Raw genomic sequence first — 15,663 nt, 5'->3', positions numbered from 1 at the left:
CAAACATTTGACGAAACAATTGGTTTTTGTGAAAAAAAATAACCCGCAAGCACTGTACGTGTGCTCCGGGTTATAAATAAGCTATTGTAGGTTGAGGCTACTTCGCAGCGTTGCGTGCTTCAGTAAGCCAACCGTTCCATGTATCTTGGTTTTTGGCAATCCACTCATCTACGTGGCCTTGAATGTCCTGCGCACTCTTTTCACCATCGTTCATCCGAGTGTTCTGTTCGTTGACGTCGGCAAGCTGCAGGGTAAAGACCTCAAAAAATTTCCTTGCTGCAGGATTCTGCTTGGTGAATTTTTTGTTGGCGACTATTTGGATGTCAGAAGCAACAAAACCAAGTTTTACCGGGTCAGAAACCGCGCCTTCAAGCCCACTTATCGTCATCCGTTCAACGGCAACACTTTGGGCTTTTGTTGGATTAATTTCAGGCACGTTTATCCAGACTACGTCCTTGCCTGGCTTCAGTTTGAAAATGGTCCAGTTTGGTGCCCAAGTATAGAAAAATATTGGTCCACCATTTTTATAACCCGCCATCGCTGATGCCATTCCTGCTGCATATGAAGCTTGCACCGGATTGATAGAATCTTTGAGACCGTATACATCCATATGGTGGGTGATTATTTTTTCACATCCCCAACCTGGAGGACAGGCAGTCAGATCGGCTTTACCATCACCATTGGTATCAAATGCTTTCTTCACCTCTGGGCGTTTAAAATCTTCAAGGGAGGTAATATTATATTTGTCTGCGTCTTTTTTAGACACTAAATAACCCCCTAGACCACCGGCTTTCATTACATAACCAATCTTTTCAGCCTTTTCATCGAAATTGTTCGGTAGTTGATCGTTATGCATTGGAAACCAACCATTGGTCCAATAATCAATATCACCGAGAGTCACTGTTTTGTAAAAGATCGGATTCACCAGCGTTTTGGGTTTTTCCACATCATAGCCAAGAGTCTCAAGACCTCGTGCCACAAGTGCTTCCTGAAAAAATCCGGTATCCCACGTGGCTCGCGCAGGTTTAACGGTAACGCCTTCTCCTGGCTGGTGATTATCGGCAAGAACTGCCCCTGTCATTGTCATTGCAGCTAAAGCTGCACCAATTACTACTTTTTTAAGTATCATTTTCCGTCCTTATTTTTTTTTGGTTGCCATTGATTGGGTTATTCTATCTAGAATGATTGCTAATAAAACAATCGCTAGACCGCCAACGGTGGCTAGACCAATATCGAGTGTATTCAAGCCGAGAACGACAGGTGCCCCGAGGCCTCCTGCGCCAATCATAGCGGCAATCACCACCATGGAAAGCGACATCATGATGGTCTGATTAAGGCCCGCCATGATGGTCGGCAGAGCGAGTGGTATCTGAACTTTAAGCAAAACCTGCGAACTTGTTGCCCCAAAGGCGAGCGCAGCCTCGACCAACTCTGGATGCACCTGCCTGATACCAAGACTCGTCAATCTGACGAGCGGTGGCAAGGCAAAAATTATGGTTGCCAGAACACCGGCTGTATTGCCAATGGAAAAAAGCATCACTATGGGTACCAGATAAACAAAGGCTGGCGTTGTCTGCATCGCGTCCAAAACTGGCCGTAGAATGTTATTCACACGATCACTGCGACCAGCCCATATGCCAAATGGCACCCCAACAACGGTGCAGAACACAACTGATGAAAAGACCATGGCAAGGGTTATCATGGTTTCTGGCCAAAATCCAAGTAGACCGATGAGAACTAATGATGCGACCGTAAACCCCGCAAGTTTAAAACCTGAAACCCGCCAAGCAATAATGGCAAACACCACAACAACAAGGAGAGGCGGAGTTGCCAATAGACCGTCCGATACGCCGGACAGAATAAAATCTACTGGCCACTTGATCATTTGGAAGAACCATCGATATCCTTCAACCAACCAGTCAACAAAACTGGTGATCCAAACATCCAAGGGAATCACTCTTTCATCAAAACTGAACATTATATAAAACTCCTGAAGAAAGTATTCTAGGGTGCTGACTGCTCAAAATAGGTCCCCTTCTCTGCACGATTCAAGGTGCGAAGGAAGAGGTTTTTAGAAACAACGCCGCGATATCTACGTTCTGAATTTACTACCGGAATAGGCCAAGCATGTGATGCTACCAGTGGCAAGATATCCTGGAGACTATCGGTTTCCTGAACTGATTCTGCATCGCCCAGAAAAGCATGTTCAAGTTTGCTGGTACCATTACCTTTATCAATAACGTCGCGCAGTGAATCTGAAGAGACAACACCCAAAAACCGATGTTCTGAGTCAAGAACATAGGCAAATTCTCGATCTTTCATGCTCAACATTTCCAAGGTGGCTCGCGGGCTGCCTGCTTTAGTATGCCAGACGACCGTTGGCTGGCTATCGCGAACAATGTCCCCGGCGGAAATAACACCGGTTGGATCCACGCCCCGGAAAAATGCCCGGACATAATCGTCAGCAGGGTTCTGCAGAATCTCTTCTGGCGTCCCCACTTGAATGACTCGCCCGCCCTGCATAATGGCAATTCGGTCACCGATCCGTAATGCTTCGTCTAGATCATGGGAGATAAAAATGATAGTGCGCTCATGCCGATCTTGGAGTTTCAGCAGTTCATCCTGCATCTCTGTTTTGATAAGAGGATCAAGCGCCGAAAAGGCCTCATCCATGAGCAGGATTTCCGGATCTACAGCGAGGCCACGCGCCAATCCGACCCGCTGCTGCATACCACCACTTAATTCATTTGGATATGCATTCTCCAAGCCTTCAAGTCCGACTTGTTTCAAAGCATCTAAGGCTCGCTCCTCACGCTCTTTCTTATCCATACCATCAAGTTCGAGGCCAAATGCAGCATTCTCCAACACGGTCTGATGAGGCATAAGAGCGAAGGACTGAAAAACCATGCTGGTTTTACTTCTGCGGAACCTTACTAGCTCATCCTTGCTCATTTTGAGAATATCTTCACCATCAACTAACACCTCTCCAGATGTTGGTTCAATAAGCCTGTTCAGCATTCGTACGAGCGTTGATTTTCCTGAACCGGACAGACCCATAACGACAAAAATTTCACCTTTATTCACTTCAAAGCTTGCACCTTGCACAGCAACAGTAAGTCCTGTCTGTTCGTAAATTTCTTCTTTGCTTTTCCCTTGTTCCAGTAACTTTACCCCTTTGCGAGGCTCGGAACCAAAAACCTTATAGAGGTTTTTTATAACTATTTTTTCCATATCATTTTCTTCCATTACGCTCATTTACGTCGCTCTGCTTTATTGCACAAACTCTACATAAAAAGCACATGAATAGATCCTGCGAGGTTAAATATTTACGGTACATTTGCTAAATATTTTTGTATACAATAATCCCTAACTGACCTATTTGTCAATGTATACTTACCCTTGAAAAATTATAACCACTTGAAAGCAAAGGTTTTAACTAGGTAATACAAGGCTGTTCTTTGCTTGATATAAGGCTATTCCTTGGTTAATCTAAGGATATTTCTTGGTTAATATAAGGGTGTAATTTGGTTAATATAAGGGTCTTACTTGGTTAACTTAGCTGCTTATATATTATGTTAATTCCTGCATATTATTTTAGTTCATATTCTTTAATAATGCCCCTTATTGGGAGAAAGTAATTATTGAAAAGTGGATCAATTTTTCTAACAAAAACTATTGAAAAGTAGAGAATAGTCAAAGCAAGAGGAAGACAGAGTATGCGAACAAAAACTTACCATATATTAATCGATAGCTTGTGTTAGTTACCCAATCAAAGTGTACTGCGGATCATGGATCCGCAACCGAGTTATCCATAGTCTAAACAAGAGACCAGCTTGGCAGCGTATTCATCCGCTAAGGTAAATCATTTTCTAAGGTGATTATATTGGCCCATTAAGCGCAATTTCATCGACAATGTGATTATGATGAGTACTGCTTTAATTGAGCTTTTTTTATTCTTTGAAGAGAGCTCAACAGCCACATCATTAAGCCGCAGGCAAATAACCCATCTCGTTAGCAGTGCACTTTGTGCGATAACCATGCCGTCCACCCAAGGGCCGGAACATTGCACTCAAGCACCGATCATGACCTGATCATTTGGCGATATATCCAGCAGTAATGTTTGAATTAATGCGGCTAATCCTACACTGCAGCCAATAAATAAAATCAGCCTATACAATAACCAAATATTATCGTAGGCACGGACATAAGCGAGGGGAAATATAATGGAACTCACTATTGCGATTCCGGTGATGTTTAAGGCAGCAATATCGGCCGCAAGTACTATAGCGGCACCACAATAAACTCCGAGAGGTAGACCACTTAAAAAAACGAAATACAATTGGCTGTTCAAGTGATGTCGCCATGGCACTTAAGCCATTAGAGATAAACATTAATATCAGAAAACAGCTAAAAATGGCGTTTTTTATGGTAGCCGTGATCAGCATTAAAATGGGCATACCCAACGGCCCTATCCCGTAAACACTAATAGCACAACCGCTCTGTGATGATGAGGAGGAAAATGTTTCGTTGATTTATGGCAGCATTGGCATCATCGAAGACGCCGATAATCCCAAAAGAAAGGTGCTTAACGCTAATGCCAGCAAAATGGCGCTAGGCCCCTGTGTCAGGATTGTTGGGGACGTCCATCTCATCACCCATTCTTCTAATCAATAACACAGTCTTTTTCAGCATTGATTGCGATAGCCTTGCGAGGCTTTCAAACACTCAACTTAAATGACATTTATCAATAGATTGAGTCTAGCTAAAGAAATGTGTGGTATGGCTAATTCAAACTAGGACGCTCTCTTTCCACTTAACATCCCTTACTCTTTATTTTAAAATTTTAGTTTCAAACTTAATTGCCATTCTTCACCAAAGTCTTTCTGAATACGTGAATTGATATAAAGGGTAATCGCCATAGCTATCAATGCGCCAAGACTTGCCAATGCCATATCTTTATGTGCATCCCAAATATCGCCCTGCGTCCCCAAATACGCCATCCCTATGTCTCCACCAAATGCCTCTGCGGCGCCCCACTCAACCAGTTCATATAGCATCGAGGTTGCCATAATGAGATTTAAAGGAGCAAGATAGCTCCAAAATCCTTTCATACCAGCAATTCGGCAATACAACTCTCTGATAGGGTATGCCAATAAAAGGCCGTATAAAAGATGAATCAATCTATCAAAATTATTCCTGGTCCATCCCATATTTTCATTAAGGCTAAAATTAAAATACGACGTTAAAAATGCATCATAAGGAACATTAGAATAAGTATAATATGAACCTATTTCATGTAGGCTCATAAATACAAATATAAAACCATAAGAGACTCTCGATAATGGACATTTCTTATAGGATATAGCAATAAGGATGACAGATACGACGACCAGTACATTCTCAAGCGCCCAATCGGCTCGATCATAAGGCGATATAGAAAGTACTAAGCATTCAATAGCAAAGATGATTGAAAGGATTAAAAAATATTTTTTATGTTTCATATTATTTTTAGTCATTGTGAATTAAAGTCTTTTTATAGGGCTGCTAAAGGTCAGCTGTAGACTCCTTCCGACCCAATACCATCTTAAATCTGAGGTTCAATACCAAGTCTTAACACCACAAGCAGGAGGACAAGAAACACCTAAGGTTAATATCAGATTAGCTGGTTTTTTATGCTATCACGATATATTGACAAGACTAATGTTTACTTACATCAATGGATTGCTCAATCCATTTATACGCAAATAATGAAGATATTATGCTTTTTTATTTAAAAAAAAAACTCCTTTGAACGGTATTCGCCGTGTATATTTCACAATCTCAAGAAAAATTGATGGTTTAACGCTAAGAATTAAACCTTAGGCATGCTAACACGTTCAAAATATTCGAATAAAAAAGTAAAGCATTAATATTTGTGGTTACTTTCATGCTGATTTAACCTTTGATCGAGACGCACAGTGTCACCAAACAGCTAAACAACAAACCGTCGCTGCCCATCTCCATTTCGACAGAATACAAATAGGCCCAAGTCGTTAAACTTGGGCTTATTTACAGGTTATTTTAAACGGGTGATTACCTTATGTAGAACCCTGATTACTTAGCGAGATTGCGCAATACATAATGCAAAATACCGCCATGTTGGTAGTAATTGAACTCATTGGGGGTATCAATACGGATTTTCGCTTCAAACGAATCTTGCTTACCCGCTTTGTCGGTCGCAGTTACCTTGACTGTTTTCTGACCAGCACTCACGGCAGGAATACTGAATTGCTCTTCACCAGTGAGCTTCAGCGACTCTGCACTGTCATCTGGCATAAACTGCAAAGGTAAAATACCCATTCCAACCAGGTTCGAGCGATGAATACGTTCATAACTTTGGGCAATGACCGCTTTAACGCCCAACAGTGCGGGCCCTTTGGCTGCCCAGTCTCGTGAGCTACCCGTGCCGTATTCCTTACCGGCAAGCACGATACAAGGAGTGCCCTGTTGTTGATAGTGCATGGCAGCATCAAAAACTGTCATCGACTCACCATTAGGCATCAAGCGTGTCCAGCAGCCCTCAGTACCCGGAGCCAGCAGATTTTTCAGTCTGACATTGGCAAAGGTTCCGCGCATCATCACTTCATGGTTTCCGCGGCGCGAACCGTAAGAGTTAAAGTCCTTAATGGCCACACCAGCCTGTTGTAAATAGTCTCCAGCAGGACTGTTTGGGGCAATAGATCCCGCAGGTGAAATATGATCGGTCGTGACCGAGTCACCCAATTTGAGTAAACAACGGGCATTGTCGATAGCCATTATTGCTGGTATCTCAGCGCTGATCCCGTCAAAGAATGGCGGTTGTTTAACATAGGTGGAATCCGGCCAATTATATTTCTGACTCTGCACTACCTCGAGTCCTTGCCAGTCGGCATCGCCACTGTAAATATCGGCATAACGGGACACAAACATATCGCTTTGCACCGCGCTGGCCATGACCTGTTGGATTTCCTGATTGTCCGGCCAGATATCTTTTAAATAGACGGCCTTACCATCAACATCATCGCCAAGTGATTCACTGACCATATCGGCCTTCATATTACCGGCCAGTGCATACGCCACCACAAGGGGCGGCGATGCCAGATAATTAGCTTGTACTTCAGGATGAATACGGCCATCAAAGTTACGATTTCCCGATAACACCGAACACACCTTCAACCGGCCCTGCTGTATCGCTGCGCTGACGGGCTGAGGTAAGGGTCCGGAATTGCCAATACAGGTGGTACAACCGTAGCCAACTAACTGAAACCCTAAGGCATCCAAATCGACATTGAGACCCGATTTAATTAAATAGTCTGTCACCACCTGCGAGCCAGGTGCAAAACTGGTTTTCACCCAAGGCTTAACCTGTAAACCTTTTTGGCGGGCATTTCTGGCCAATAATCCGGCGGCGATTAACACTGATGGATTGGAGGTATTAGTACAACTGGTAATCGCGGCAATCACCACCGCGCCCGCTTCGAGGACAAAGTCCTTATCTCGATACTGGCAGGCAACACCAGTGTTGCCATCAGCGACCGGCACTGAGGGACCACCTTCGCTTGACAGTTCATCTTTACCTACAGTTTCGATTTGATTAACAGGGATCTGGCTGTCCAGCCACTGACGGAAACTGACACCCGCTTTATCAAGTGCAATCCTATCCTGCGGCCTTCTTGGACCGGCGATAGAGGGCACAATACTGCCCAAATCTAATTGTAAACTGGCGTGATAACAGGCTTTGTTCTCAGATGCGCTGCCCCACATGTCCATCTCTTTAAGATAAGCCTTTATGAGCTCGATCCGCTCAGGATCACGACCAGTAAGGGCTAAGTAATCTACAGTTTGCTGATCGATCGGGAAAATACCACAGGTGGCACCATATTCAGGGGCCATATTGGCAATGGTCGCCCGATCGGCTAAGGTCAATTGATCGACCCCTGCACCAAAAAATTCAACAAATTTTCCTACCACCCCAAATTCACGTAATTGCTCGGTGACCGTTAAGACCAGATCGGTGGCCGTAACCCCTGCAGGTAACTTGCCGATAAATTCAAAGCCGACAATCTCAGGTAGCAGCATGGTAACGGGTTGGCCTAACATGGCGGCCTCAGCCTCAATGCCCCCCACGCCCCAACCCAGTACGCCCAAGCCGTTGATCATGGTGGTATGAGAATCTGTACCTACCAAAGTGTCGGGGTACAATAAGTTATCATCCTCTTCTTTGACAAAGACCACCCGAGCCAAATATTCTAGATTGATCTGATGCACGATACCGCGCCCTGGCGGCACCACTTTAAAGTTGTCAAAGGCCTGCTGACCCCAACGCAGAAACTGGTATCGTTCACGGTTACGCTCGATTTCGATGGCGGTATTTTTTTGCATCGCACCGGTTTCGGCAAATACATCGACCATAACGGAATGGTCAATAACCAGCTCAACCGGATTGAGTGGATTAATAGCATCAGCATTACCCCCTAATGTTTCGATAGCATCACGCATCGCGGCCAAATCGACTACCGAAGGTACACCGGTAAAATCCTGTAAAATGACCCTAGAGGGCACAAAAGCGATTTCAGTTTCTGACCAGTTATCCAGATCCCAGCGTGCCAAGGTGTCAATATCCTCTGGCTGGACAAATTCCGAATTCTCATAACGCAGAAGATTTTCTAACAATATTTTTGCCGCAAAGGGTAAGCGGGATAAGTCATAGTGTTCGGCTAATCGGTCAAAGCTATAATAGCGGAAATTTTTTCCATTACTTTCAAGCTGTTTCAATAATTGCATCGAATTTTTCATCACTGATCTCCCAGTAAACGTTTAGTGGCACTTCATGCTAAGCTTAATTAACACCCTAACATATCCACATCAAAATCGACGCGGAAAATCCTATGAGCAAGATGCGTATAGAACATGACAGTATGGGTAATATCCAGGTACCAGAGGATGTTTATTATCAGGCGCAAACTCAACGCGCACGGGATAACTTCCAGTTTTCTGAACGGCGTTTTCCGGTAGCGGCGTTACTCGCCTTACTCGATATAAAATTAGCAGCAGCACAAGCCAATAGCCAGCTCGGCTTGCTTGATAGCACCATGGCAACAGCCATTCAGCAAGCCATTACTGCCAGTAAAAAGCTTGATTTTTCGCAGCATTTCCCGATTGACCTATTCCAAACGGGCTCCGGCACCAGTTCTAATATGAATGTTAATGAAGTGATTGCCAGCCTCGCCAGCGACATTTTGCAGGCAAAAGTTCACCCCAATGATCATGTCAATATGGGTCAAAGCAGCAATGATGTCATACCTGCCTGTATTCACATCAGCACGGTTAGGCGTTTAAAGGGGCAACTGCATCCGGCCATTATGGCTCTGAGTGACAGATTGCAGCATTTGGCTGTGCAGCATTCAAATCTGGTCAAAACGGGTCGCACCCATTTAATGGACGCCATGCCCATCACCCTAGGTCAGGAGCTGCAATGTTGGCAACAACAACTCAACAGTGCTCAAGATAGGATCCAGCAGGTGGAACTGACCTTGAATTATTTACCTTTGGGCGGCACAGCCGTCGGCACGGGGGTTAATTGCGATCCACGTTTTGCCGAACTGGCTTGTTACTACCTGCAAATGCAAGATCCGCATCCCTGGCAAGCGGCGGCAAACCCGGCCTTGTATATGAGTAGTCAAGATCACACTCTAGCCATGGCTTCGGCGCTCAAAGGATTAGCGGTCACCTTAATGAAAATCGCCAATGATTTGCGCTGGATGAATTCCGGCCCTATCGCCGGATTACACGAAATTAGCTTAACGGCGCTGCAACCGGGCTCATCGATAATGCCCGGCAAGGTCAACCCTGTGATCCCCGAAGCCATAGCCATGATTGCCGCTGAAGTGATGGGTAATGAAGCTACCATAACCATCGCGGCTCAATCGGGTAATTTTCAGTTAAATGTCATGCTGCCACTGATTGCCGATAAGTTGCTATCCAGCATCGATTTATTGACCCATGCCTGCCAAGCCATGACAGACAAAGTGTTTGCCGAGTTTCAACCTAATGTCGATAATTTAACCCAAGCATTGCAGAAAAACCCCATTCTTGCCACCGCACTCAATTCAGTACTGGGCTACGATATGGCCGCTAACATTGCCAAGCGTGCTGATGCAGAGCATAAATCTGTTTTAGAAATTGCACTTGAAGAAACCGAACTGGGCGAAAGTGAACTAAAAGCCATACTCGATCCCTTGCATCTGGCAAAACCCCATCAATAACAGGTATGAATAGGTATGAATAGGCCATAACGATTGGTAACAATAGCGAAGGAAGTAAACACCTAGGGGAAACCTGCTGTGAGGAGCCTCATGCAAGGTATTGAGGGCGCGAGAGGTTAAATAACTCCGGCTACCCGTTTATGACAGTTTATTCTTTGTGCCTAGATTCTTTTTCAGATTTTCTCCAGGCATCCTCGAGGGCTTTATATGAATCTAAGAACCCTTTTTTCATCTGGTCCCACGAATTGGCAGAACTGGTTTTCATGCTGCCATACCATTGGGCAACTTGATTGCGTTGCTTGCGAACAGTCTTAAGGTTCTCACGAGCTTCATTGCGCGCGGCCTCGCTCATTTTGTCCCAGTTTTGATCAATCGCCGCCTCCAGCGTATCGATTCGTTTATCCAGTTTATTCAGGCCCTCTTTTGCTTTTATAACCGCCTCATCTCTTTTATCAGCAGTATATGAGTCGATGGCGGCAAGTAAATCCTGCGTTTCTTTTTTAACCTCTTCTAATGAAGTATTGGCGTTTTCCGTTTGGGCATAGCCCAATGGAGTCACACCCAATATGCCAACCAATATCAATGCAAAGACGTGTGATTTCATTTGTAACCTCCTTTTAATGATTAGCAACCATAGTGAAGGATGTTTACTTGAATCTTGAAGTCGCAGACTTAAATGCATGACCAAGAGAATCCCACGCACTATCAATACCTACTTTAAGGTCCTCCCAAGCATCGTCACTCGCGTTCTTAAGCTCGGTAAGCTTATTGGTGGCAGTTACCTGCATAGCTTGCAGTTCTTCAATTTTTTTATAGTATTCAAGTTGTTTATCAGCTGCTGCACCGTCGGCTTTTGCTCTGAGTTTGTTGATCTCCGCACTCCACTCGTCTAATTGCGCCTGTAATTTCTTTTCGTATACTTGTTTCATACTCATCATTATGTTCCTGTTAATAAATGGATTAATAACCGTTTTACACTACTGTTTTACACTACTAATGTGTCGAATTTTTCGCTTTCACCGCCTTTACTTTTACAGGAATGAAAGTTAAATGATATGACGTCTAAAAAAAGCATATTAGTTTTTAATGGGATCGTCAAACAATCACCTGCCCATATTTATCAAGCTCTACTATGCTTTTATTGCCTTTCACTGCCTCATGATAATGCCAACAAGCGATCAAATAATACAAAGGTTTAAATGGTTTTAATGTTAGCGTCCTTGCTTGAGTCCTTGAGTCAACAAAAGTATTTCATACTGAAGAGGATTGACCTCAACGATCTATGCCATTTTCATCAAGAATAGAATGGATCATTTTTCGAACCTGCGCCCTTATGGCATCATGCTGGGTTCGTTCATGCCAAATTTGAAACACATTCACAGTCGCTAGTTGTACTGGACTACTAAAGCGCTGTAAGTTAGCAAATTGATCCATGGCCTGATCGGCAACTGAATCGAGACAAGTCAATATAAAATCTGATTGACTCACTATCTGTGCAGGGATCATAAAGCTTGATATACCAGAGATAACATTTCTCTGTTTTCCCATCAGTGACAAGGCTTTATCAACAACACCATTGAGATCTCCCGTGAGTGTGGTCACGATATGTTTGCATTCTAAATAGGTCTCTAGACTGAATTTGTTACCTATCGTTGGATGGTCTTTTCTGGCTAACACATTCAATCGTTCTTCTTTTAACTTTTGCTGATAAAAAGTACTGGGGAGATCTGAGTAAAATCCAGAAATCGCGATATCACATTGGCCATTTTCTAGCATTTTTCTGGGCAATTTCCCCTGGGTATTATGAGTCACAATCTGCACAAAAGGCATGATTTTTTGAATTTCAGATAGCAATTTAGGTAGCAGGATGCTTTCCATATAATCGGTTGTATAAATATGGATCACATCTTTCACTTTATCTAAAGGAACGTCTAATTCAGATTGATAAAAGTGTTCTAGCTCACTCACCAAGCGAGATATTTGTGGCGCAATAGCATGTGCCTTAGGTGTTGGAACCAGGCCTTTTATTCCCCTAACGAATAAGGGATCGTCAAACTCCTTTCTTAACTTATTGAGCCTATGGCTCAGTGCGGGTTGGCTTATCGCCAATCTTTCTGCGGCTATCGAGGCGAGCCCTTCTTGATACAAAATCTGAAACAGATAGAGAAGATTAATATCACGATTTCTAATATTCATATTTTGGAAGTCAGTTATAAATTATATTCAATTTTTAATTATATAGATTAGCTCTATAATGTACATGAGTTAAATAACCGCTTAGCTGAAGACAAAATCGAATACGCTTGAGCACAAAGACTCACTCTCAGCGCTATATTTTATTTGACGCTTGAGCAAGTAACAAAAAGCTGTGATTCACTGACTATTTGAGTTTGCGATGATGCTGTTAATACTATGATAATACTTATCTTTGAAGACAATAGACGCTTTAGCTATAAAATAATTGCCATCGTCGACATCGACAAACACTGGGCAAACTCAAGATAACTATCACTCATGCTCAACAGTAAATCGTTATCGCTTTAGCAACAGCTCCTGACGGTCACACAATGGTTCTGATCTAAAGAGACAAATCTGAAAATAACGCTAAAAGGTTTTAAAAAATGATAAATAATTTATCCAAGGTTTTGCCAATGCAAAAAACGTTTACGGGCCTACTACTGACACTCGTAGTTTCAGGTTGTGGTTTATTAGAAAACACCAATACCGACCAAAACGTCGAAAAGGCAGCCCCTCTTGCTCAGCTAGAAACCGTTCTTGAACTGCCTTTTCGCCCTGGTAATGTGAGTGCCACAAAATCCGGTAGAGTCTTTGCCACAGTCCACCCGTTTGCTGGTGAACAAGGTGTACAACTACTGGAGGTGACGGGGCCAAACAGCTATCAACCTTGGCCATCAAGCAAGGTGCAGTCCCCAAAAGGTCAATACAGTGAAAATACCATTGATACACCACTGGGTATCACTAAAGATAAGCAAGGCGGTTTGTGGATCGTAGACATGGGACTGCATATCGGTAAAACCCGAATTTGGGGTTTTGATATCGACAGTGGTGAATTAATCAGCAAAATTGTTCTGCCAACGGATATAGCACCTGCTAACAGCTTTGTTCAGGATTTAGTGGTAGACCGTGAAAGAGGTTGGGTTTATTTAGCCGATTTGGCCAATCCCGGCATACTCGCGGTGGAATTGGCAACCAATAAGGTCCGACGTTTTGGCAACCACCCATCATTAAAGCCCGAAGTTAACGCTAAAATGGTGATTAATGGTCAAGCCGTCATGTTTGGCGGTAAGCCAGCCAACACAGGCATCAACCCAATCACCTTATCTGCTGACGGAGAAACATTGTTTTTCGGTGCAATGAATGGCAGAACTTGGTATAGCGTACCGGCTAAATTGTTCCGTGATGGTGTATCGGATGACGTTATTGCCCATCATATTACACGCGTAGGTGAGAAACCGATTTCAGACGGTGCCACAACGGATAGCTTTGGCAATCATTTCATTACTAACTTAAATGAAAATGGCATCGATAAGTTGAGTGCTAACGGAGTGTTTACCCCATTTATCAGAGATGCTCGCCTAAATTGGCCAGACAATGTATCGGCTGATGATAACGGCTGGCTCTACATTTCAGTCAACCAACTGCACAAATCTCCGCGCTTTAATGACGGAGCGGATATAGGCAAAGCGCCATATTATATTTACCGTGTATGGGCTAATACTCAATAAAGTCAGTCGTTATTTACACTTAACATTAATCATTTTAAATGATTGATTAACAGTATCGAACTCGTACTATTTTCAGAATATTTACGATGAATTTAAAAACCGGCAAATGATGTAGAGAAGTAATCAACATGACCAGTAATTTATTCCAATCATTCCAATTGAATGATGCAATAACACTACAAAACAGAATTCTTATGGCACCACTCACTCGTTGTATGGCAGACGATAATTTGGTGCCAACCAAAGCGATGGCTGACTATTATGCCCGTCGTGCCGATACCGGTTTAATTATTTCAGAAGCGGTCGTCATTCGACCGGACGCTCAGGGAAACCCTAATGTACCGGGTCTGTTTACCCCTGAGCAAATTGAAGGATGGCGACAAGTTACCGATGCAGTCCATGCCAATGGAGGGAAAATGTTCGCTCAGCTATGGCATACCGGTAGACTTGCACATTCTTATTTTTATGGTGGCGGTGATATTTTAGCCCCATCAGCACTAGCGATTGAAGGCACAGTGCCTCGTCAGCGTGAATTAGTGTATGAAACACCTAAAGCCGTCACAATAGAAGATATTGAACAACTGATTAAAGATTATAGTCAGGCAGCTGCAAATGCTATTGACGCCGGTTTTGATGGTGTTGAAATTCATGGTGCAAATGGTTATCTCGTTGATCAGTTTCTTCACCATAGTAGCAATATTCGCCAAGATAAATTTGGTGGTTCGCCTGAAAATATGACCCGCTTTCCATTAGCGGTTGTTGATGCCATTTCAGAGCGTATTGGTGAACATCACACCGCACTTCGCCTATCACCCGGCGCTTATCATTATATGGAAGAGGACTCTCGTGACCGCCTCGTTTTCGACTACCTGCTTGCTGAGCTTGAACAACGCAACTTAGCTTACCTACATGTTGGGATTTTTGATGACAGCATGATCTTTACATCATTGGATGGCAGAGTATCAGCATATATGCGTGCTCATTACAGCAAGACACTTGTGGGTGTGGGTAGCTATACGCCACGAACCGGGAGCCTGGCTATTAGCGAAGAAAAATTTGATTTACTTGCCATAGGTCGTCCGCTTATTGCCAATCCTGATTACGTTACCAAAGTAAAAATGGGCGAAGCGTTAATTGAATTTTCAGACGATATGCTCTCGCAATTGATTTAACCTTACTTATGAGCTGAAATATTAGGTATTCCCTATATATTTCAGCTAATAAGCCTCAATAACAAGTCTATTTTCAGTGAAGGATTCACTCACGGGCCTCCCAATGAGTGTCTATTCCGACAGTGTATAAACGTCTATTTAGGTAAATAAATATGAGCAATAAATTGACAATCGTAGCAAGAATTGAAGCTAACAACGACAAAGTCGAACGGGTTAAAGCTGAGCTATTAAAGCTAATTGAACCCACGTTAAAAGAAACGGGCTGTATTCAATATCACTTACACCAAGACAACGAAAAACCTAGCGTATTTGTATTCTATGAAATATGGGAAAGTCGAGCGCTTTGGCAGCAACACCTGAGCAGTGTTCACATTCTTGAGCATAGAAGTGCCGTCGATGGTGCTATTTCATCTTTTACCCTAAATGAAATGACTCATCTATAGCATCTTACATGCAGCTAAC

12 protein-coding genes and 1 pseudogene are annotated in these 15,663 nt (G+C 43.3%); 4 read left to right on the top strand and 9 right to left on the bottom strand.

Translation table 11 applies throughout. The features are described from left to right. Positions 1-97 precede the first annotated feature (97 nt). The 6 genes and pseudogenes from proX to acnA all read right to left on the bottom strand — a co-directional run bounded on the left by proX (position 98) and on the right by acnA (position 8,814). Positions 98-1,129 carry a glycine betaine/L-proline ABC transporter substrate-binding protein ProX gene (gene proX, locus AAEZ00_RS00305; protein WP_124012743.1) on the bottom strand — a complete coding sequence of 344 codons (1,032 nt, stop codon included), beginning with the start codon at positions 1,127-1,129 and terminating at the stop codon, positions 98-100. 9 nt (positions 1,130-1,138) lie between these two features. Further along, entirely contained in the window at positions 1,139-1,978 is an 840-nt protein-coding gene (locus tag AAEZ00_RS00300) for an ABC transporter permease (RefSeq protein ID WP_101033190.1), read from the bottom strand. A gap of 26 nt (positions 1,979-2,004) precedes the next feature. Then, on the bottom strand, positions 2,005-3,231 hold the full coding sequence (proV, locus tag AAEZ00_RS00295) for a glycine betaine/L-proline ABC transporter ATP-binding protein ProV (RefSeq protein WP_101034765.1): 1,227 nt from the start codon (positions 3,229-3,231) through the stop codon (positions 2,005-2,007). Between the two features lie 687 nt (positions 3,232-3,918). Then, positions 3,919-4,652, bottom strand: a pseudogene (locus AAEZ00_RS00290) (hypothetical protein). Between the two features lie 183 nt (positions 4,653-4,835). Further along, entirely contained in the window at positions 4,836-5,516 is a 681-nt protein-coding gene (locus tag AAEZ00_RS00285; RefSeq protein ID WP_351087993.1) for a DUF2238 domain-containing protein, read from the bottom strand. 577 nt (positions 5,517-6,093) lie between these two features. Then, entirely contained in the window at positions 6,094-8,814 is a 2,721-nt protein-coding gene (gene acnA, locus AAEZ00_RS00280; protein WP_351087991.1) for an aconitate hydratase AcnA, read from the bottom strand. 92 nt (positions 8,815-8,906) lie between these two features. On the opposite strand from acnA, the gene AAEZ00_RS00275 reads away from it, so the two are divergent. Further along, positions 8,907-10,283, top strand: coding sequence for a lyase family protein (locus AAEZ00_RS00275; RefSeq protein ID WP_351077170.1), 1,377 nt, complete (start codon positions 8,907-8,909; stop codon positions 10,281-10,283). Between the two features lie 148 nt (positions 10,284-10,431). Here the strand turns inward: AAEZ00_RS00275 and AAEZ00_RS00270 are convergent, their stop codons facing one another. The 3 genes from AAEZ00_RS00270 to AAEZ00_RS00260 form a co-directional block, all read right to left on the bottom strand. Continuing rightward, the gene (locus AAEZ00_RS00270) at positions 10,432-10,887 is read right to left on the bottom strand and encodes a hypothetical protein (RefSeq protein ID WP_351077167.1); all 456 of its coding nucleotides are present in this window, start codon (positions 10,885-10,887) and stop codon (positions 10,432-10,434) included. A gap of 43 nt (positions 10,888-10,930) precedes the next feature. Then, positions 10,931-11,212 (bottom strand): sll1863 family stress response protein, encoded by a 282-nt coding sequence (locus tag AAEZ00_RS00265; protein WP_232772099.1) that lies wholly within the window; start codon positions 11,210-11,212, stop codon positions 10,931-10,933. 343 nt (positions 11,213-11,555) lie between these two features. After that, complete coding sequence (locus tag AAEZ00_RS00260) at positions 11,556-12,479, bottom strand: LysR family transcriptional regulator (protein WP_351077164.1); 924 nt, start codon at positions 12,477-12,479, stop codon at positions 11,556-11,558. Positions 12,480-12,934: 455 nt separating this feature from the next. Here AAEZ00_RS00260 and AAEZ00_RS00255 point away from each other — a divergent pair, with 455 nt between their 5' ends. The 3 genes from AAEZ00_RS00255 (at position 12,935) to AAEZ00_RS00245 (ending at position 15,644) form a co-directional block, all read left to right on the top strand. Further along, on the top strand, positions 12,935-14,029 hold the full coding sequence (locus tag AAEZ00_RS00255; RefSeq protein ID WP_351077160.1) for an L-dopachrome tautomerase-related protein: 1,095 nt from the start codon (positions 12,935-12,937) through the stop codon (positions 14,027-14,029). A 128-nt stretch (positions 14,030-14,157) separates the two neighbouring features. Continuing rightward, the gene (locus AAEZ00_RS00250) at positions 14,158-15,201 is read left to right on the top strand and encodes an alkene reductase (protein ID WP_124012746.1); all 1,044 of its coding nucleotides are present in this window, start codon (positions 14,158-14,160) and stop codon (positions 15,199-15,201) included. Between the two features lie 152 nt (positions 15,202-15,353). Then, complete coding sequence (locus AAEZ00_RS00245) at positions 15,354-15,644, top strand: putative quinol monooxygenase (protein WP_124012747.1); 291 nt, start codon at positions 15,354-15,356, stop codon at positions 15,642-15,644. Positions 15,645-15,663: the final 19 nt, after the last annotated feature.

This window comes from Shewanella sp. S1-49-MNA-CIBAN-0167 (assembly GCF_040310145.1).
Lineage (GTDB): Bacteria > Pseudomonadota > Gammaproteobacteria > Enterobacterales > Shewanellaceae > Shewanella > Shewanella psychromarinicola.
The sequence above is the reverse complement of the archived record's forward strand: the minus strand, read 5'-3'. Positions and strand labels throughout refer to the sequence as shown.

What these genes read in the sequence shown, in the direction of transcription:
- proX (WP_124012743.1), bottom strand. Translation starts at nt 1,129, where the DNA reads ATGATACTTAAAAAAGTAGTAATTGGTGCAGCTTTAGCTGCAATGACA.
- AAEZ00_RS00300 (WP_101033190.1), bottom strand. Translation starts at nt 1,978, where the DNA reads ATGTTCAGTTTTGATGAAAGAGTGATTCCCTTGGATGTTTGGATCACC.
- proV (WP_101034765.1), bottom strand. Translation starts at nt 3,231, where the DNA reads ATGGAAAAAATAGTTATAAAAAACCTCTATAAGGTTTTTGGTTCCGAG.
- AAEZ00_RS00285 (WP_351087993.1), bottom strand. Translation starts at nt 5,516, where the DNA reads ATGACTAAAAATAATATGAAACATAAAAAATATTTTTTAATCCTTTCA.
- acnA (WP_351087991.1), bottom strand. Translation starts at nt 8,814, where the DNA reads ATGAAAAATTCGATGCAATTATTGAAACAGCTTGAAAGTAATGGAAAA.
- AAEZ00_RS00275 (WP_351077170.1), top strand. Translation starts at nt 8,907, where the DNA reads ATGAGCAAGATGCGTATAGAACATGACAGTATGGGTAATATCCAGGTA.
- AAEZ00_RS00270 (WP_351077167.1), bottom strand. Translation starts at nt 10,887, where the DNA reads ATGAAATCACACGTCTTTGCATTGATATTGGTTGGCATATTGGGTGTG.
- AAEZ00_RS00265 (WP_232772099.1), bottom strand. Translation starts at nt 11,212, where the DNA reads ATGAAACAAGTATACGAAAAGAAATTACAGGCGCAATTAGACGAGTGG.
- AAEZ00_RS00260 (WP_351077164.1), bottom strand. Translation starts at nt 12,479, where the DNA reads ATGAATATTAGAAATCGTGATATTAATCTTCTCTATCTGTTTCAGATT.
- AAEZ00_RS00255 (WP_351077160.1), top strand. Translation starts at nt 12,935, where the DNA reads ATGCAAAAAACGTTTACGGGCCTACTACTGACACTCGTAGTTTCAGGT.
- AAEZ00_RS00250 (WP_124012746.1), top strand. Translation starts at nt 14,158, where the DNA reads ATGACCAGTAATTTATTCCAATCATTCCAATTGAATGATGCAATAACA.
- AAEZ00_RS00245 (WP_124012747.1), top strand. Translation starts at nt 15,354, where the DNA reads ATGAGCAATAAATTGACAATCGTAGCAAGAATTGAAGCTAACAACGAC.